The organism is Phytobacter sp. SCO41, assembly GCF_003073275.1.
GTDB classification, from domain to species: domain Bacteria; phylum Pseudomonadota; class Gammaproteobacteria; order Enterobacterales; family Enterobacteriaceae; genus Phytobacter; species Phytobacter diazotrophicus.
Window position 1 is genome coordinate 3,769,238 of record NZ_CP027225.1, and the last position, 17,854, is coordinate 3,787,091.

Consider the following 17,854-nt stretch of genomic DNA (forward strand, 5'->3'; position numbering starts at 1 on the left):
CAACGAAACCCAATCTTCTTTTTTTTCACATAATTCATTTATTCGACGTTAAGACATATTTTGTTGAAATATTGACATTACGCTTACAATTCGAGTTTGTGTCATGTCCACTATCGCTGGAATCGCTTCACCCGTACTCTGTGCAAAAACAGGCTGGCAACTTTTTTGCCGTCTTGCCAGTGGCAAATTAATGTCAGGTTTTGCCTGGAAAAATCCCTCTTATCGGCGAAAATTTCTGCTGCGCTCTTTGCTCAAACCACTCGGCACCGCGAAACTGCTATCCAGCCTGGCACAGCACCCGGATTTATTGCTTATTCTTAATGCCCAGCCGGGTTTGCCCTGCCGATTACACCGCCCGTGGCTGTCATTAACCTTCGATGAGAAAAAAACACTCGCCGCGCTCGATTATCATTACAAAACCCTTTATGCGCGCTTACCCACCGAGGTACGTTCAGGTTTTTTTACGCCACAGGGCGTCACCTTTGCTAAATTAACCGGCAAGAATGGGGAGCAGTATACTATCCGTTTTTATACGGACCCGATGCAGGACAAAGAAGGTGAAGCGACACTGGTTTTTTGCGATGAGCAGCGAACCCAACTGGCGGGAATGACCTTCGCGCTGTGTCTATACGAAGGGAAACGCACGCTGTTTATCGGTGGCCTGCAGGGCGCAAAAGCGAATATTCCCCATGAGTTTATCCAGGCCGCAACCAAGAGTTGCCACGGCTTATTTCCTAAACGTCTGCTGCTGGAAGCCTGTACAGAGCTGGCATCTTACCTGGGTATGGAGCAGATTATCGCCGTCAGTAATGACACGCATATTTACCAGAGCTGGCGCTACCGCAAGAAAAAACAGGATAAGCTGCACGCCGACTACGACAGCTTCTGGGAATCGCTCAGCGGCGAACGTACCGCTGAGGGAACCTTCCGCCTGCCAATGTTGATTGTGCGAAAAACCATGGAAGAGATTGCCAGTAAAAAACGCGCGGAGTATCGCCGCCGCTATGATTTACTGGATTCACTGCAAAACCAGATGCGTCAGATTTTACACCGTTAATCCGCTCTCCCGCGCGCCAACCAGAGTACGCGGGAGAACATCTTACGTAGAAGTAATGGCACCGACTCCACGCCCCTCCGCCCCGCTTCCATCGCGACTTCAATAGCTAAGTCGGGTTTCGACGAACGATGAATCGCTTTGATAATGATACGCCGCATATTCATCGGCACATTTTCAGGCAACTGCGCCACACGGCGATACACATCGTCAAACCCCTCGCGAAACATAAAATGCTCCATGTCCAGCGCCGGCAGTTCGGTTAAGTGCTCACGCACCTGGTCACGTTCCTCGTTCAGCAGACCGCGCACCGTTGCCGCATATTTTTTGCCCGCTTCATCCCCGTCGACCAGCACATGCCATTCAATGCCCATGCGTCTGGCGAATTTGATCAAGGGCTTTAACCCGGACTGGGCGAACTCAATAACCTTAATCCCTTCCGCGTCGAAATGGTGCCCGCACTGACGTGCCAGTTCGTTAATCACCCAGGTCTCCGTTTCCCCTTCTACCAGAAGCCAACAGCGGGCAAACAGCGCCGATGCACGGTTAAAACGAATATGGAAGGCAATACGCCGCCCCTCCTCTGCGTTCATGCCGCCCGGCCCCAGCCGCCATGCAGCAACCCGTGAGGACTCCCTCACAAGGCGGCATACATGCTCAACCGGGGTGAGCGAAAGCAGTTCTCCTGAGTTAGTGGTCGTGATTTGCTGTAACGGCAGCAAGTTGAGTAATTGCCAGGCGACGGAAAGCATAATGGGGTGCAGCCGTGTTTCCGGATCTTCAACCAACAGAAGCGGTCGGGCGTCGCGGTCCAGGCGCACTGTCCCTTTGGCCTGTAACAACGTCGCAAAAAAGCCTAACAGAATGACCCGGTACATACGGCCGCCGGGTTTATCGATCATACGGTTAATGATATCGAGGTAACGCCAGCTACGCTGCTCATCGTGAGAGCGACGGCGCATCAGGCGCTGATGGGATGGACCGCTGCCCTGTTCGGCAAAATAGTGCTCCAGCAGTTGCACCATGGCTGAAAGCCCGTGGCGAATTTGCCGGTCCGTCAGGTTTTGCGGATGGGTCACCAGTTCCCGTGAGAGAAAATCAAGCTGACGCGCGGTTGCTTCTACTTCCAGCGTCTGCGGCAGCGAACCATTACGGATACGTCGCATAAAACGCGCATCACGCAGACGTAGCACCGGCATCAGGCGGATAAGATGGCGCGCCAGGTCATCAATATCGTCGAGTATCAGCGGGTGCCCCTGGGCATCAAGAAAGCTTCGTAGCGTCATGACGCTCTCATCTTGCGCCAGTTCCCCTTCCAGACGGTAAAACAGACGTTGATAGCCATCATCGCTGGGCACCCAGCAGGGCTGAAGCGGTCGATAACGGTGTGTACGATACCGCCCCGGTTCGGATTCACGAAACGTCAGGATAATGTGCAGATGGTGTTCCCGCCCCTGAATATCTCCCGGCGGAAACCAAAAATCTTCACGTACAAAATGATATAAATCTGTTTCCGGCGAGAGCAACAACGTCAGCGCATCCAGCAGGCTTGATTTACCCCAGGCATTTTCCCCGATCAGGACGTTGGTTTGTTCCAGCATCAGCGATAGCCGATTGATACCGCGAAACCCGACAATCTCTACGCGCTCCAGAATCATAGCCCCTCCGGGAAATATGTCTTTTTTCCATTAAGTTAGCTCAAGTATAGCGGCATGAAACGGGGCAAAACACCGTATTTATCATAGATTAAGCATCTTTGAATGTGAGCCAGCGTATCGACGCGCTTATGGTTTAATTTTTTAGCGCATGGCTTCTTTCATTCGAAATTATTCCCTACTGCGTTTCTTCGTTCATCGAAAGGCTATTATCATCATTTTGCCTTAAATCAAATTTAAGCCATTTATTTGGCTGGTCCTCACGCGTCATTATTTCTAAAATAGTGACACAGCAGCCAGAAAAATGTTTTTGGCTGTCTTCACAGGATGTAGATTTTTATTGAGGATATTATGTTTAGAAAATTAGCGGCGGAATGTTTTGGTACATTCTGGCTGGTATTTGGTGGTTGCGGGAGCGCGGTATTAGCTGCGGCATTCCCAGAACTGGGAATTGGTTTTGTTGGCGTAGCGCTGGCATTTGGTTTAACCGTATTAACGATGGCTTACGCTGTCGGGCATATTTCTGGTGGGCATTTTAATCCCGCCGTAACCCTGGGGTTATGGGCGGGTGGTCGTTTCCCGGCAAAAGAGATTATCGGCTATATTATTGCGCAACTGGCTGGCGGGATAATTGCTGCCGGTGTGCTATACCTGATTGCCAGCGGTAAAGCGGGCTTTGATGCTGTCGCCAGCGGCTTTGCGTCAAATGGCTACGGCGAACATTCTCCTGGTCAATATTCCATGACCTCAGCCATCATAATAGAAGTTGTTCTGACTTGTGGCTTCCTGTTAGTTATTCTCGGCGCGACGGATAAATATGCACCTGCTGGTTTTGCCCCTATTGCCATTGGTCTTGCTTTAACGCTGATACATTTGATCAGTATCCCTGTAACAAATACCTCCGTTAACCCGGCACGTAGCACCGCAGTGGCACTCTTTCAGGGTGGCTGGGCGCTAAATCAATTATGGCTATTTTGGGTCATGCCAATTATTGGCGGCATCCTTGGGGGGATTTTGTATCGCACTCTGCTGGAAAAACGTGATTAATTCGAATTAAGCCAATAGGTTATTGGTTTATTTTATCTCTTCGTTTTACGTTGTCAGTTACTCCGAACATTCCTTCTGCCTCTAAGCGGCAACCGGCGTTTTTCATTTAAGGGAGACGCCGGTATCTTCGCCTCTGCCAGTATTGCTAATAATTCTCTTTATTATTAAGCGCCCTCTCTCGTTTTAACATTTACCCCTTAAGCGGTAGACTGGCGGCCTTAAAATTGCGCTAAATCAATCTCTCTGCACATTGCATAAAAAACATCTTTTAAGCCTTTCGGGAGCAGCATAATCTTAAACATGCATTTTAAATATAACTTTAATTTATAAGGTGTGACTATGTTTTGTGTGCAATGTGAACAGACCATCCGTACCCCGGCTGGTGATGGCTGCGCTTATGCGCAGGGTATGTGCGGCAAAACGGCCGAAACATCGGACCTGCAGGATCTGCTGATTGCCGCGCTGCAAGGGCTGTCAGCCTGGGCCAGCAAAGCGCGTGAATACGGCATTATCGTTCATGACATCGACAACTTTGCCCCGCGCGCCTTCTTCTCTACGCTGACCAACGTCAACTTCGATTCCGTGCGTATCGTTGGCTATGCGCGTGAAGCGATTGCCTACCGTGAAGCCTTAAAAGCACAGTGCCTGAGCAAAGATCCGGCAGCCGCAGTTGATAACCCGATGGCAGAACTGCAACTGGTCAGCGACGACCTGGGCGATCTGCAGCGTCAGGCGGCAGCCTTCACACCGAATATTGATAAAGCGGTTATCGGTGAAAATATTCTCGGCCTGCGCCTGCTGTGCCTGTACGGCCTGAAAGGGGCCGCAGCCTATATGGAGCATGCCCACGTACTCGGCCAGTACGACAACGAGATTTACGCCCAGTACCATAAAATTATGGCGTGGCTGGGTACCTGGCCTGCTGATATGAATGCCCTGCTCAACTGCTCGATGGAAATCGGTCAGATGAACTTTAAAGTGATGAGCATCCTGGATGCGGGCGAAACCAGCGCCTACGGTCACCCGACGCCGACTCAGGTCAACGTAAAAGCGGTTGCCGGTAAATGCATCCTGATTTCCGGTCACGATCTGAAAGACCTGCATAACCTGCTGCTGCAGACCGAAGGCACGGGTGTTAACGTCTATACCCATGGCGAAATGCTGCCAGCCCACGGCTACCCGGAACTGCGTAAATATAAACATCTGGTAGGTAACTACGGCAGCGGCTGGCAGAACCAGCAGGTTGAATTTGCCCGCTTCCCGGGCCCCATCGTAATGACATCTAACTGCATCATCGACCCGACTGTCGGTTCCTATGATGACCGTATCTGGACGCGCAGCATCGTCGGCTGGCCGGGTGTCAATCATCTGGAAGGCGATGACTTCACCCGCGTTATCGATCAGGCACAACAACTGGCAGGCTTCCCGTACAGCGAAATCGAGCACCTGATCACCGTTGGTTTTGGCCGTCAGACGCTGCTCGGGGCAGCCGATACCCTGATTGATTTGGTGAGCCGTGAAAAACTGCGTCACATCTTCCTGCTTGGCGGCTGTGATGGCGCGCGTGGTGAACGTAACTACTTTACCGACTTCGCCACCAGCGTACCGGATGACTGCCTGATCCTGACCCTGGCGTGCGGTAAATACCGCTTTAACAAGCTGGACTTCGGCAATATCGAAGGCCTGCCGCGTCTGGTGGATGCCGGTCAGTGTAACGACGCCTACTCGGCCATTATTCTTGCCGTCACGCTGGCAGAGAAACTGGGCTGTGGCGTGAACGACCTGCCGCTGTCACTGGTGCTTTCCTGGTTTGAACAGAAAGCGATTGTGATTCTGCTGACTCTCCTCTCACTCGGCGTCACCAATATAGTGACCGGCCCAACGGCGCCTGGCTTCCTGACGCCAGATCTGCTGGCAGTACTGAATGAGAAATTCGGTCTGCGTTCAATCACGACCGTAGAGCAGGATATGCAGCAGTTACTGGGCGCGTAAGGAGTAGAGAATGACGATGCCAACCCCGCAGTGTCCGTGGCGTATGCAGGTTCACCACATCCAACAAGAAACACCGGATGTCTGGACGCTGTCGCTGTTATGCCACGATTATTACCCGTACCGCGCAGGACAATATGCGCTGGTCAGTATTCGCAACAGCGCTGAGCAGATGCGTGCCTATACGATCTCCTCCACGCCGGGCGTCAGCGAATACATCACGCTGACCATCCGTCGTCTTGATGGCGGTCTGGGCTCAGAGTGGCTGACGCGAGACGTCAAACGCGGCGATTATCTCTGGCTGTCTGATGCGCAAGGGGAGTTCACCTGCGACAACAAAGCCAGTGATAAATTACTCTTGCTGGCGGCAGGCTGTGGGGTAACACCGATCATGTCGATGCGCCGCTGGCTGGCAAAATACCGCCCGCAGGTTGATGTGCAGGTTATTTTTAGCGTGCGCTCACCCCAGGATGTGATTTTTGCCGATGAGTGGAAAAACTATCCGGTTACCCTGGTGGCGGAAAACAACGCCACGGCTGGCTTCCTTGCCGGTCGCCTGACGCAAGAGATCCTGCGCAGCGTCCCGGACCTTGCTGCCCGTACCGTCATGACCTGTGGGCCAGCGCCTTATATGGACCAGGTTGAGAAAGACGTTAAAGCTCTGGGTGTGACGCAGTTCTTTAATGAGAAGTTCTTCACCCCGGTGGCAGAAGCGGCAACCAGCGGTCTGACATTCACCAAATTACAGCCGGCGAAAACGTTCTACGGTCCGGTTGGCACTACGTTGCTGGAAGCATTCGAAAGTAACAAGGTGCCGGTCAATGCGGCCTGTCGTGCGGGTGTCTGCGGGTCTTGCAAAACGAAAGTGATGTCCGGTAAGTACAGCGTCACCAGCACCATGACATTAACACCACAGGAAATTGCTGAGGGTTATGTTCTGGCCTGCTCCTGTCACCCGGAAAGCGATCTGGTACTGGCATAACCGCCAGTACCCTGTTAAGCAAAAGCCCTTCCTTTTCAGGGAGGGCTTTTTTTAAACCTTAACGCCACTCGGCTGGCGCAACGGAGTAACGCCCCGCGCCCAGGAAGGCCAGTGCCAGTGCAGCAACAAAGAAATAGACCAGGCTTTCGATCGCCCATGCGCCCGTCTTATCCAACATTGCCGTGTTGTTAATACCCACCATCAACCAGGCAACGACCATTGTAAATGCCAGCACCAGCGCTGCCGGACGGACCAGAATACCCAGAATGATCAGGGCCGGGCAAACCACTTCACCAATCAGCACACCGTAAGCGATAAAGCCAGGCAATCCTTTCGCCACCAGCATACCCGCGATGCCATCAATACCGCCGATGAGCTTGTGCAATCCGTGGAACAACATCAATCCACCGACAGTCAAACGCAGCAATAAACGACCAAAGTCTTCGTGTGCCAACATCTTATTAACAGAACCTAACATAGATTTAACCATTTGAAATGATTCCTATTTTTATTCGACTGTATGCAGATTATTCCTAATCCAAAAATAAATAAAGCCCTAACTAATAAGGGGCAATTTACGCACAAATAATGACATTTCATCGACTACGCTTGTAGACGGAACAATAAGATGGAGGCGTAACGATGAAACAGACTGTAGCCGCTTATATCGCCAGAACACTTGAGCAGGCAGGGGTGAAACGCATCTGGGGTGTAACCGGAGATTCGTTAAACGGATTAAGCGACAGCCTTAACCGCATGGGCACCATTGACTGGATGTCCACGCGCCATGAAGAAGTTGCTGCATTTGCGGCAGGCGCGGAAGCGCAACTTACCGGTGAGCTGGCCGTCTGTGCTGGCTCCTGCGGGCCTGGCAACCTGCATTTGATTAACGGGCTGTTCGACTGTCATCGCAACCACGTACCTGTGCTGGCGATTGCCGCTCACATTCCTTCAAGCGAAATCGGCAGCGGCTACTTTCAGGAGACCCATCCGCAGGAGTTGTTCCGCGAATGCAGCCACTATTGTGAGCTGGTTTCGACCCCCGAACAGATCCCGCAGGTGCTGGCCATCGCCATGCGCAAAGCCATACTTAACCGTGGTGTTTCCGTTGTCGTCATCCCCGGAGATGTGGCGTTGAAACCGGCACCAGAGAGCGCCAGCAGCCACTGGTATCCGGCCCCACAACCGGTGGTAGTACCCGCTGAGGAAGAGTTGAAAAAACTGGCGCAGTTGCTGCGCTACTCCAGCAACATCGCACTGATGTGCGGCAGTGGCTGTGCGGGCGCGCACAGTGCGTTGATCGAGTTTGCCGGTAAGTTGAAAGCGCCTGTCGTGCATGCCATGCGCGGTAAAGAGCATGTGGAGTATGACAACCCGTACGATGTTGGCATGACCGGGTTGATTGGCTTCTCGTCGGGTTTTCACACCATGATGAATGCCGATACGTTAATCCTGCTCGGCACCCAGTTCCCCTATCGGGCGTTTTATCCCACGGATGCCAAAATCATTCAAATTGATATCAATCCAGGCAGCATTGGCGCCCACAGCAAGGTAGACATGGCGCTGGTGGGTGATATCAATGCCACCCTCACCGCCCTGCTTCCGCTGCTGGAAGAAAAAACCGATCGCCGTTTTCTGGACAAAGCGCTGGAGCACTATCGCGATGCGCGTAAGGGGCTGGACGATCTGGCAAAACCCAGTGAGAAAGCCATCCACCCGCAATATCTGGCGCAACAGATCAGCCATTTCGCCAGCGACGACGCCATCTTCACCTGCGATGTAGGCACACCGACCGTCTGGGCTGCACGTTATCTGAAAATGAACGGTAAGCGCCGCCTGCTGGGATCGTTCAACCACGGTTCGATGGCCAATGCGATGCCCCAGGCACTGGGGGCGAAAGCAACCTACCCACAACGGCAGGTTGTGGCGATGTGCGGCGATGGTGGTTTCAGCATGCTGATGGGGGATTTTCTCTCGGTGGTGCAAATGAAGCTGCCTGTCAAAATCATCGTTTTTAACAATAGCGTGCTTGGCTTTGTGGCGATGGAGATGAAGGCTGGCGGGTATCTCACCGATGGCACGGAACTGCACGATACCAATTTTGCCCGCATTGCCGAAGCATGCGGGATTACCGGTATCCGGGTGGAAAAATCCGCCGATGTGGATGAGGCTCTCCAACGGGCTTTCTCCATTGATGGCCCGGTGCTGGTGGATGTGGTGGTCGCCAAAGAAGAGCTGGCCATCCCACCGCAGATCAAACTGGAACAGGCCAAAGGCTTTAGCCTTTATATGCTGCGCGCCATTATCAACGGACGTGGCGATGAGGTGATGGAACTGGCGAAAACGAACTGGCTCAGGTAAAACATCCTTTTTGCCTCAACACAAAATCCTTCATGATGCATCAGGATGGCACATCGTCTAACCCCAGACGCGGAGATAACAATGCGACGGGGGTTAGCGGGCACAGCCTCCACAGAGGCAGCCTGAGGGATGACGTGTAAATAAGGAAGTGCCATGATCGATTTACGCAGTGATACCGTCACCCGCCCGGGGCGCGCCATGCTGGAACATATGCTGGCAGCGCCCGTCGGGGACGATGTTTACGGGGATGACCCGACCGTCAATGAACTGCAGCGTTACGCGGCTGCGCTGGGCGGTAAGGAAGCCGCGCTGTTTCTGCCTACGGGTACCCAGGCAAACCTGGTGGCATTGCTCAGCCACTGCGAGCGCGGCGAAGAGTACATTGTTGGCCAGGCCGCACATAATTACCTGTACGAAGCCGGTGGCGCTGCCGTTCTGGGCAGTATCCAGCCGCAGCCTATCGACGCCGCACCGGACGGCAGCCTGCCGCTCGATAAAGTGGCCATGAAAATCAAGCCGGACGATATCCACTTTGCCCGCACCCGCCTGTTAAGCCTGGAAAACACTCACAACGGTAAAGTCCTGCCACGCGACTACCTGCGTCAGGCGTGGGAGTTTACCCGCCAGCGCAATCTTGCGCTGCATGTTGATGGCGCGCGTATTTTCAATGCCGTGGTGGAATATGGCTGTGCGTTGCGCGACATCACCCAATATTGCGACTCGTTTACTATTTGCCTCTCTAAAGGTCTTGGCACGCCCGTCGGGTCACTGCTGGTGGGAAGCAAGGATTACATCAGGCGCGCTACCCGCTGGCGTAAAATGACCGGCGGCGGCATGCGTCAGGCGGGAATACTGGCGGCAGCCGGTCTCTATGCGCTTGAGCACAATGTCCAGCGACTGAAAGACGATCACGATAACGCGGCCTGGCTGGCGGCACAGTTGCGTGAAATTGGCGCCGACGTGATGCGCAATGACACCAATATGTTGTTTGTCCGCGTAGGGGAAGAAAACGCGGCGGCGCTCGGAGCCTTTATGCGTGAGCGCGATGTGCTGATTAACGCTTCGCCGATTGTGCGCCTGGTGACCCATCTGGACGTCAGCCGCGATCAGCTTGCCGATGTTGTTTCTCACTGGCAGGCTTTTTTGCAGCGTTAAGGAGCAGGGTGTGCCGCAACGAATTCTGGTGCTCGGGGCCAGCGGCTACATTGGTCAGCACCTGATCCAGGCGTTAAGTCAGCAGGGTCATGAGATTCTCGCTGTGGCACGCCATCTTACTCGCCTGCAAAAACAGCAGTTGCCGGGGGTAAGTTGCCATGAAACGGATCTTATCTGGCCGGACAATCTCCCGGCGCTGTTTCAGGGGATCGATACCCTCTACTTTCTGGTGCATAGCATGGGCGAGAGCGGCGACTTTATCGCCCAGGAGCGACAAATTGCCCTCAACGTGCGCGATACGCTGCGGCAATGCCCGGTCCGGCAGGTGATTTTTCTCAGTTCACTGCAGGCCAAAGGATCCAGTGACTCCAGCCATTTGATTGCCCGCCAGCTCACCGGCGATATCCTGCGCGACGCGGGGGTTCCTGTTACGGAATTGCGCGCCGGGATTATTGTTGGCGCAGGCTCGGCCGCGTTTGAAGTGATGCGCGATATGGTTTATAACCTGCCGGTGCTGACGCCGCCGCTGTGGGTGCGTTCACGTACCACTCCCATTGCGCTGGAGAATCTGCTCCACTACCTGCTGGAGTTACGCCATCATCCGTCGCAAGAGCACCGCGTTTTTGAGGCTGCCGGCCCGGAAACGCTGAGTTACCAGCAACAGTTTGAACACTTTATGACGGTCAGTGGCGTTACCCGTCCGATGATCCCTGTCCCTCTGCCCACCCGGCTTATCTCGGTCTGGTTTTTACAGGTCATCACGTCCGTGCCGCCGACTATTGCGCGCGCGCTGATTCAGGGGTTAAAGCACGATCTGCTGGCTGACGATGGCCCCCTTCGCCAGCTCATCCCCCAACCGCTGATCACTTTCGACGAAGCGGTTCGTCGTACGCTTCGCGAAGAAGAGAAACTGGTGAATTCCAGCGACTGGGGATATTCCCCGCAGGCATTTGCACGCTGGCGTCCGCAATACGGCTATTTCCCCAAACAGGCAGGCTTCACCGTTGAAACTGCCGCCAGTCTGGAGGCGCTGTGGGAGGTGGTTAATCAGATCGGCGGTAAAGAGCGTTACTTTTTTGGCAATGTTCTCTGGCAAACCCGCGCCGCGCTGGATCATCTGATCGGCCATCGTCTGGCGAAAGGCCGTCCGCAGCGTCCGTTTTTGCAGCCAGGCGACCAGGTTGATAGCTGGAAAGTGATCATCGCCGAGCCGCAAAAGCAATTAGCACTGCTGTTCGGGATGAAAGCGCCGGGGCTGGGTCGCCTGAGCTTTACCCTCACCGACAAAGGTCAATACCGTCTGCTGGATGTGCGCGCCTGGTGGCATCCGCACGGTATGCCAGGGCTGCTCTACTGGCTGCTGATGATCCCCGCGCATCTGTTTATTTTTCGGGGCATGGCGCGGCGAATTGCGCGACTGGCAGAACAAAACGCAGAAAAAAAGTAAATTCAGACATTATTCTTTCATGTTTCCCATTGCATACCGCCCTGTTTCACGGAAGAATGCGCACGCAATGATTGCGGGTCACTATAGTGGATTGCTATGAAGGTTCTGGTCACAGGCGCAACCAGCGGTTTAGGCCGAAACGCCGTCGAATATTTGCGTCAAAAAGGCATTAGCGTACGCGCAACGGGCCGCAACAAAGCCATGGGCGAGTTGCTGACAAAAATGGGCGCTGAGTTTATTCACGCCGATCTGACCGAGCTGGTCTCTTCGCAGGCCAAAGTGATGCTCGCCGGGGTGGACACCCTGTGGCACTGTTCCAGTTTTACCTCTCCCTGGGGTACACAGGCAGCCTTTGACCTGGCGAACGTCCGGGCAACCCGCCGCCTCGGCGAATGGGCCGTGGCCTGGGGCGTGCGTAACTTCATTCACATTTCATCGCCATCACTCTATTTCGATTATCACCACCATCACGACATTCGTGAGGATTTCCGTCCGGCGCGCTTAGCTAACGAGTTCGCCCGCAGTAAAGCCGCCAGCGAAGAGGTGATTCAACTGCTTGCGCAGGCCAACCCCAATACCCGTTTTACAGTTTTACGCCCGCAGAGTCTGTTCGGGCCGCACGATAAAGTCTTTATCCCCCGCCTGGCGCAGATGATGCACCACTACCGCAGCATCTTACTGCCGCGCGGTGGGCAAGCGCTGGTCGATATGACCTACTACGAAAACGCGGTGCATGCGATGTGGCTGGCAAGCCAGCCCGTTTGTGATGCGCTGCCGTCCGGGCGAACGTACAACATCACTAACGGCGAGCCGCGCACCCTGCGTAGCATCGTGCAAAAATTAATTGACGATTTAGGGATGGACTGCCGCATCCGCTCGGTGCCTTATGCGATGCTGGATATGATCGCACGCAGCATGGAACGTTTCGGCGACAAATCAGCGAAAGAGCCTTCGCTCACCCATTATGGGGTATCCAAGCTGAACTTCGATTTCACGCTGGATATCCAAAGAGCGAAGGACGAGCTGGGGTATGAGCCTATTGTCTCTGTCGATGAGGGCATTGCCCGCACGGCTTACTGGCTGCGGGATCACGGGAAGTTGCCGCGCTAAACGGCCCTTCCCTCAAGCGTCCTCATCCCTGACCATATTTTTCCAGCAGTGCCTCGGCAATCGCCTGGCTTTCCGCATCGGCTATGCCATTCCATAATGCCGGGCGGAAATGCATCTGGAAGGCCATAATCACCCTTTTCTGCTGGGCGGCGCTCATCTCCGGTTTGACCTCATAACCGTAGCGCGCCAGCAGATCGAGCAGTGAGGCCGTCTCTACCGCTTCATACGGCGCGCGACCATTCAGATAGAATGCCACACGCGCGGCATCGGGCCATGCCCCTATCCCCTGTGACGCCAGTTCACGCCACGGGAAAAGTGGCCCCGGATCATCTTTGCGCTGCGGGGCGATATCCGAATGCGCCACCACGTTCTGTGGCTGGATGTGATAACGACTGACAATGTCTTTCATCAGCGGAACCAGCGCGGCAATCTGTTCTGGCTCAAAGGGGGTAAATCGCTTCATCCCTGCCACGTTTTGCCAGCCACGGTTTTCCAGCTCAATACCGATAGAGGTATCATTGATTCGCGTAGCGTTGCGCCAGTAGCTGATCCCCGCATGCCAGGCCAGCTCACTTTCCGGCACCAGTTGCCAGATACGCGGCTTACCGTGATGGACAGGCGGGTGCGCCGGAATCAAATAGTGCGAACTCACCTGCTTATCGGTGAGCGTCGCCAGCGAAACATCAAAGTCATCCGCCGTGTAGTGCACCACCAGCACTTTGATACGCGGATACGCCGCCTGCGCCTGACGGCGGGTATCAAGCTGGTAACCGTCTTTATCGACGATCCCCTTCTCACCCGCACAACCCACCAGAAGCAGCGCTAACAACAGTAAGGATAAAAAGCGGCTCATCAGCGTGTTTTCACCGCCGTACCGCTCACACTCACCATTAGCATGCTGCTGTCTTTGCCCACCGTTTCGTAATCGATATCGATACCCACAACGGCATTCGCGCCCAGCGCTTTTGCCTGCTCGCCCATCTCGCGAAACGCAATTTCACGCGCCTTGCGCAGCTCTTTTTCATACGCGCCTGAACGGCCCCCCACGATGTCGCGAATACCGGCGAAAAAGTCGCGAAAAATATTGGCCCCCAGAATCGCTTCGCCGGTGACGACGCCGCAGTATTCGACAATCGGCTGGCCTTCAAGGGTGGGTGTTGTTGAAAATTGCATCAGCGTCTCCTTTTGATACTCAGTGCGTTATAAAGCACATTATCGGAGCAATACACTATTCTTGAAAGGTGGTTATATCCGAAGAGAAAATAAGGAAATCAATATGCGCTACTCTGCTTTGACTCTCGTTTTACCGTGCGCGCTGCTGCTCAGCGCCTGTACCACGGTCACACCAGCGTTTAAGGATATCGGAACCCGCAGCGGCCCTTGTATCGAAGGCGGCCCCGATACTGTTGCACAACAATTTTACGATTATCGCATTGAGCACCGCAGTAATGATTTTTCCGCACTGCGTCCGTACCTGAGCGACGATCTGGCGGCTTCACTCACCGCGGCCAGTAAAGATAATCGCAATACCACGCTCCTGAAATCCGATCCCTTCTCCAGCAGAACCGTCATGCCGGAGAAAGCGAGCGTTGCCAGCGCCTCAACGATCCCGAACACCGATGCGCGAAACATTCCACTGCGGGTCACCCTGACTCAGGGCTCCCAAAGCTGGCAGGATGAGGTGCTGATGATCCGTGAAGGTCAGTGCTGGGCTGTGGATGATGTGCGCTACCTCGGTGGCGCGGCGCATGCTCCGGCCGGGACATTGCGCCAGTCTGTTGAGCATCGCTAACAAGATGCCCATGAAAGTGGGAAATATGCATTAATCCCCGCAAAATGTCTGGCATTCCAGCGTGAATGCCGACATTTATGCCTGCTTCCATCACGCCCCGGTATTTTGTGCTAACTTTATGTGTGAATGCGGTTTATATTTAAGTTTTAACGCACAAATATTGCATAACTATTCTGCGAACGTTACTATTTGCGGCCTCAATTGCTATTAGATTGCCTCGATGAGTATAAAATTAAACGGCATTAACTGCTTCTATGGTGCGCACCAGGCGCTCTTTGACATTACGCTTGACTGCCCGCAGGGTGAAACACTTGTGCTGCTTGGCCCGAGTGGCGCGGGTAAGAGCTCATTATTACGCGTATTGAACCTGCTTGAGATGCCGCGCTCCGGTCAGTTAAGCATCGCAGGCAATCACTTCGATTTTGCCAAAGCCCCTTCTGACAAAGCGATTCGCGATTTACGTCAGAACGTGGGTATGGTGTTTCAGCAATACAATCTTTGGCCGCACTTAACGGTAGCCCAGAACCTGATTGAAGCCCCGTGCCGCGTGCTGGGTCTGAGTAAAGATGAGGCGCTCGCCCGTGCGGACAAACTGCTGGAACGTTTACGTCTTAAGCCCTACAGCGATCGTTATCCGCTGCATCTTTCCGGCGGCCAACAGCAGCGTGTGGCGATTGCCCGCGCTCTGATGATGGAGCCACAGGTTCTGCTGTTTGATGAACCGACAGCCGCGCTGGACCCGGAAATTACCGCGCAAATCGTCAGCATCATTCGTGAACTGGCAGAAACCGGCATTACGCAGGTTATCGTGACCCATGAAGTGGAAGTGGCGCGCAAAACCGCCAGCCGCGTGGTCTATATGGAAAACGGTCATATTATCGAACAAGGGGATGCGAGCTGCTTTGCTTCGCCGCAGACCGACGCGTTTAAATATTATTTATCTCACTGAGTTCTCGGGGAAATGACAATGAAAAAAGTATTGATCGCCGCGCTACTTGCAAGCGTCAGCCTGTCTGCTTCCGCAGCACAGACTATCCGTTTCGCCACCGAAGCAAGCTACCCTCCGTTTGAATCTACCGACGCCAACAACAAAATCGTTGGTTTCGATGTGGACCTGGCAAACGCGCTGTGTAAAGAGATTGATGCCACCTGTACCTTCACCAACCAGGCGTTCGATAGCCTGATCCCCAGCCTGAAATTCCGTCGTTTCGACGCGGTAATGGCCGGTATGGACATCACCCCGGAGCGTGAGAAACAGGTTCTGTTTACCACTCCATACTATGACAACTCAGCGCTGTTCGTGGGTCAAACCGGTAAATACACCAGCATCGATGCCCTGAAAGGCAAGAAAGTGGGCGTGCAGAACGGCACTACTCACCAGAAATTCATCAACGATAAGCACCCGGAAATCACCACCGTTCCGTACGACAGCTATCAGAATGCCAAGCTGGATCTGCAGAATGGCCGTATCGATGCCGTATTCGGTGACACCGCAGTTGTCACAGAATGGCTGAAATCGAACGATAAACTGGCTGCCGTTGGCGACAAAGTGACCGATAAAGAGTACTTCGGCACGGGCCTGGGTATCGCCGTTCGTCAGGGCAACACCGAGTTGCAGCAGAAATTCAACACTGCGCTGGAAAAAGTGAAGAAAGATGGCACCTACGAAACCATCTACAACAAATGGTTCCAGAAGTAATCCTTGATGAATGAAATTTTTCCATTAGCAAGCGCCGCCGGGATGACCGTCGGCCTTGCCGTTTGCGCACTGATCATCGGCCTGGTTCTGGCGATGATCTTTGCGGTATGGGAGTCAGCCAAATGGCGTCCCGTTGCGTGGGCTGGCTCGGCGCTGGTCACTATTTTGCGCGGCTTACCAGAAATTCTGGTCGTGCTGTTTATCTATTTCGGCTCGTCACAGCTACTGTTAATTCTTTCTGACGGTTTCACCCTCAATCTGGGGTTCGTGCAACTCCCGATACAGGTGCAGATCGAGAACTTTGATGTCAGCCCGTTCTTCTGCGGCGTGATCGCCCTGTCATTGCTGTACTCCGCCTACGCGTCACAGACCTTACGTGGCGCGTTAAAAGCGGTACCGCAAGGTCAGTGGGAATCGGGCCAGGCGCTGGGGCTGTCAAAAAGCGCCATTTTCTTCCGTCTGGTCATGCCGCAAATGTGGCGTCACGCGTTGCCGGGCCTTGGCAACCAGTGGCTGGTACTGTTGAAAGATACCGCGCTGGTGTCGCTTATCAGCGTTAATGACCTGATGTTGCAAACCAAAAGTATCGCCACCCGTACCCAGGAGCCATTTACCTGGTACATTGTGGCGGCAGCGATTTATCTGGTGGTCACCCTGCTCAGTCAGTGGATCCTTAAGCGTATCGATCTGCGCGCCACACGCTTTGAACGGAGACCAGACTGATGCTTGAGTACTTACCCGAGCTGCTGAAAGGCCTGCACACCAGCCTGACGCTCACCGTGGCATCGCTGATTGCCGCGTTGGTTCTGTCGTTGCTCTTTACCATTGTGCTGACGCTAAAGACGCCCGTTCTGTCATGGATAGTCCGTGGCTATATCACGCTGTTTACCGGTACCCCGCTGCTGGTGCAGATCTTCCTGATTTACTACGGTCCGGGCCAGTTCCCGGTGCTGCAGGAATATCCGGTTATCTGGCACCTGCTGTCGGAACCCTGGCTGTGTGCCTTGCTGGCGCTCTCCCTGAACAGCGCGGCCTATACCACGCTGCTGTTTTACGGGGCGATCCGCGCCATTCCGCAAGGTCAGTGGCAGTCCTGTAGCGCGCTGGGGATGAGCAAGAAAGACACGCTGGCGATTCTGCTGCCGTATGCATTCAAACGCGCCTTATCGTCCTATTCGAACGAAGTGGTGCTGGTGTTCAAGAGTACATCGCTGGCCTATACCATTACGCTGATGGAAGTGATGGGGCACGGCCAGTTGCTGTACGGACGCACCTACGATGTGATGGTATTTGGTGCTGCCGGGGCGATTTATCTTATCGTTAACGGCCTGCTGACCCTGATGATGCGTCTGATTGAGCGTAAAGCGCTGGCCTTTGAGCGTCGCAACTAAAACCACACAAAATGCATAAATAGTAAACAAGAGAGCGAGCAACTTATTAATTGCTCGCTTTTTTTATGTGAAAAATAAAATAACTAATCAAATATATTGCATATAAATTCATTAAATGGCATTGTTAGCCCCATGCCTCAGACACGGCAACCGCAAAACAATAAGATTGACA

General features: G+C 53.8%; 17 protein-coding genes. 13 read left to right on the forward strand and 4 right to left on the reverse strand.

From position 1 onward, the window contains the following. Positions 1-103 precede the first annotated feature (103 nt). Positions 104-1,057, forward strand: coding sequence for a VirK/YbjX family protein (locus C5523_RS18435; protein WP_071196078.1), 954 nt, complete (start codon positions 104-106; stop codon positions 1,055-1,057). On the opposite strand, the gene C5523_RS18440 is transcribed toward C5523_RS18435, so the two are convergent. Continuing rightward, a complete protein-coding gene (locus C5523_RS18440; RefSeq protein ID WP_108701739.1) occupies positions 1,054-2,712 on the reverse strand; it encodes an ATP-dependent endonuclease in 1,659 nt (552 codons plus the stop codon). The two genes, C5523_RS18435 and C5523_RS18440, sit on opposite strands and share 4 nt — an antisense overlap. Positions 2,713-3,060: 348 nt before the next feature. Here C5523_RS18440 and aqpZ point away from each other — a divergent pair, with 348 nt between their 5' ends. The 3 genes from aqpZ to hcr all read left to right on the forward strand — a co-directional run bounded on the left by aqpZ (position 3,061) and on the right by hcr (position 6,727). Further along, on the forward strand, positions 3,061-3,756 hold the full coding sequence (aqpZ, locus tag C5523_RS18445) for an aquaporin Z (protein ID WP_079498330.1): 696 nt from the start codon (positions 3,061-3,063) through the stop codon (positions 3,754-3,756). 339 nt (positions 3,757-4,095) lie between these two features. Beyond that, complete coding sequence (gene hcp / locus C5523_RS18450) at positions 4,096-5,748, forward strand: hydroxylamine reductase (protein WP_108701740.1); 1,653 nt, start codon at positions 4,096-4,098, stop codon at positions 5,746-5,748. A gap of 10 nt (positions 5,749-5,758) precedes the next feature. Further along, complete coding sequence (gene hcr, locus C5523_RS18455) at positions 5,759-6,727, forward strand: NADH oxidoreductase (protein WP_071196075.1); 969 nt, start codon at positions 5,759-5,761, stop codon at positions 6,725-6,727. Positions 6,728-6,785: 58 nt separating this feature from the next. Here hcr and C5523_RS18460 read toward each other — a convergent pair whose 3' ends face one another. Further along, entirely contained in the window at positions 6,786-7,217 is a 432-nt protein-coding gene (locus C5523_RS18460; RefSeq protein ID WP_039078517.1) for a DoxX family protein, read from the reverse strand. A 152-nt stretch (positions 7,218-7,369) separates the two neighbouring features. On the opposite strand from C5523_RS18460, the gene poxB reads away from it, so the two are divergent. From poxB to C5523_RS18480, 4 genes are all read left to right on the forward strand, one after another. Continuing rightward, on the forward strand, positions 7,370-9,088 hold the full coding sequence (gene poxB, locus C5523_RS18465; protein ID WP_039078516.1) for a ubiquinone-dependent pyruvate dehydrogenase: 1,719 nt from the start codon (positions 7,370-7,372) through the stop codon (positions 9,086-9,088). A 153-nt stretch (positions 9,089-9,241) separates the two neighbouring features. Beyond that, positions 9,242-10,243 carry a low-specificity L-threonine aldolase gene (gene ltaE, locus C5523_RS18470; RefSeq protein WP_107222897.1) on the forward strand — a complete coding sequence of 334 codons (1,002 nt, stop codon included), beginning with the start codon at positions 9,242-9,244 and terminating at the stop codon, positions 10,241-10,243. Between the two features lie 10 nt (positions 10,244-10,253). Continuing rightward, positions 10,254-11,690, forward strand: a complete 1,437-nt coding sequence (locus C5523_RS18475; protein WP_108701741.1) for an SDR family oxidoreductase — start codon at positions 10,254-10,256, stop codon at positions 11,688-11,690. Between the two features lie 96 nt (positions 11,691-11,786). Continuing rightward, positions 11,787-12,800 carry an NAD(P)-dependent oxidoreductase gene (locus C5523_RS18480; protein ID WP_107222898.1) on the forward strand — a complete coding sequence of 338 codons (1,014 nt, stop codon included), beginning with the start codon at positions 11,787-11,789 and terminating at the stop codon, positions 12,798-12,800. Positions 12,801-12,822: 22 nt separating this feature from the next. Here C5523_RS18480 and C5523_RS18485 read toward each other — a convergent pair whose 3' ends face one another. Beyond that, entirely contained in the window at positions 12,823-13,653 is an 831-nt protein-coding gene (locus tag C5523_RS18485; protein ID WP_108701742.1) for an N-acetylmuramoyl-L-alanine amidase, read from the reverse strand. Continuing rightward, positions 13,653-13,973, reverse strand: coding sequence for a heavy metal-binding domain-containing protein (locus tag C5523_RS18490; RefSeq protein WP_039078511.1), 321 nt, complete (start codon positions 13,971-13,973; stop codon positions 13,653-13,655). The genes C5523_RS18485 and C5523_RS18490 overlap by 1 nt, the downstream gene beginning before the upstream one ends. Before the next feature lie 103 nt (positions 13,974-14,076). On the opposite strand from C5523_RS18490, the gene C5523_RS18495 reads away from it, so the two are divergent. The 5 genes from C5523_RS18495 (at position 14,077) to artM (ending at position 17,682) form a co-directional block, all read left to right on the forward strand. After that, positions 14,077-14,592, forward strand: a complete 516-nt coding sequence (locus C5523_RS18495; RefSeq protein ID WP_071196070.1) for a lipoprotein — start codon at positions 14,077-14,079, stop codon at positions 14,590-14,592. A gap of 220 nt (positions 14,593-14,812) precedes the next feature. Continuing rightward, positions 14,813-15,541, forward strand: a complete 729-nt coding sequence (artP, locus tag C5523_RS18500) for an arginine ABC transporter ATP-binding protein ArtP (protein ID WP_039078509.1) — start codon at positions 14,813-14,815, stop codon at positions 15,539-15,541. Positions 15,542-15,559: 18 nt separating this feature from the next. Further along, positions 15,560-16,291 carry an arginine ABC transporter substrate-binding protein ArtI gene (gene artI / locus C5523_RS18505; RefSeq protein WP_071196069.1) on the forward strand — a complete coding sequence of 244 codons (732 nt, stop codon included), beginning with the start codon at positions 15,560-15,562 and terminating at the stop codon, positions 16,289-16,291. Between the two features lie 6 nt (positions 16,292-16,297). Next, the gene (artQ, locus tag C5523_RS18510; RefSeq protein WP_039078507.1) at positions 16,298-17,014 is read left to right on the forward strand and encodes an arginine ABC transporter permease ArtQ; all 717 of its coding nucleotides are present in this window, start codon (positions 16,298-16,300) and stop codon (positions 17,012-17,014) included. Then, complete coding sequence (artM, locus tag C5523_RS18515) at positions 17,014-17,682, forward strand: arginine ABC transporter permease ArtM (RefSeq protein ID WP_039078506.1); 669 nt, start codon at positions 17,014-17,016, stop codon at positions 17,680-17,682. The genes artQ and artM overlap by 1 nt, the downstream gene beginning before the upstream one ends. Positions 17,683-17,854: the final 172 nt, after the last annotated feature.

What these genes read in the sequence shown, in the direction of transcription:
- C5523_RS18440 (WP_108701739.1), bottom strand. Translation starts at nt 2,712, where the DNA reads ATGATTCTGGAGCGCGTAGAGATTGTCGGGTTTCGCGGTATCAATCGG.
- C5523_RS18490 (WP_039078511.1), bottom strand. Translation starts at nt 13,973, where the DNA reads ATGCAATTTTCAACAACACCCACCCTTGAAGGCCAGCCGATTGTCGAA.
- aqpZ (WP_079498330.1), top strand. Translation starts at nt 3,061, where the DNA reads ATGTTTAGAAAATTAGCGGCGGAATGTTTTGGTACATTCTGGCTGGTA.
- C5523_RS18435 (WP_071196078.1), top strand. Translation starts at nt 104, where the DNA reads ATGTCCACTATCGCTGGAATCGCTTCACCCGTACTCTGTGCAAAAACA.
- artQ (WP_039078507.1), top strand. Translation starts at nt 16,298, where the DNA reads ATGAATGAAATTTTTCCATTAGCAAGCGCCGCCGGGATGACCGTCGGC.
- C5523_RS18495 (WP_071196070.1), top strand. Translation starts at nt 14,077, where the DNA reads ATGCGCTACTCTGCTTTGACTCTCGTTTTACCGTGCGCGCTGCTGCTC.
- ltaE (WP_107222897.1), top strand. Translation starts at nt 9,242, where the DNA reads ATGATCGATTTACGCAGTGATACCGTCACCCGCCCGGGGCGCGCCATG.
- artM (WP_039078506.1), top strand. Translation starts at nt 17,014, where the DNA reads ATGCTTGAGTACTTACCCGAGCTGCTGAAAGGCCTGCACACCAGCCTG.
- poxB (WP_039078516.1), top strand. Translation starts at nt 7,370, where the DNA reads ATGAAACAGACTGTAGCCGCTTATATCGCCAGAACACTTGAGCAGGCA.
- C5523_RS18485 (WP_108701742.1), bottom strand. Translation starts at nt 13,653, where the DNA reads ATGAGCCGCTTTTTATCCTTACTGTTGTTAGCGCTGCTTCTGGTGGGT.
- artP (WP_039078509.1), top strand. Translation starts at nt 14,813, where the DNA reads ATGAGTATAAAATTAAACGGCATTAACTGCTTCTATGGTGCGCACCAG.
- C5523_RS18460 (WP_039078517.1), bottom strand. Translation starts at nt 7,217, where the DNA reads ATGGTTAAATCTATGTTAGGTTCTGTTAATAAGATGTTGGCACACGAA.
- hcp (WP_108701740.1), top strand. Translation starts at nt 4,096, where the DNA reads ATGTTTTGTGTGCAATGTGAACAGACCATCCGTACCCCGGCTGGTGAT.
- C5523_RS18480 (WP_107222898.1), top strand. Translation starts at nt 11,787, where the DNA reads ATGAAGGTTCTGGTCACAGGCGCAACCAGCGGTTTAGGCCGAAACGCC.
- hcr (WP_071196075.1), top strand. Translation starts at nt 5,759, where the DNA reads ATGACGATGCCAACCCCGCAGTGTCCGTGGCGTATGCAGGTTCACCAC.
- artI (WP_071196069.1), top strand. Translation starts at nt 15,560, where the DNA reads ATGAAAAAAGTATTGATCGCCGCGCTACTTGCAAGCGTCAGCCTGTCT.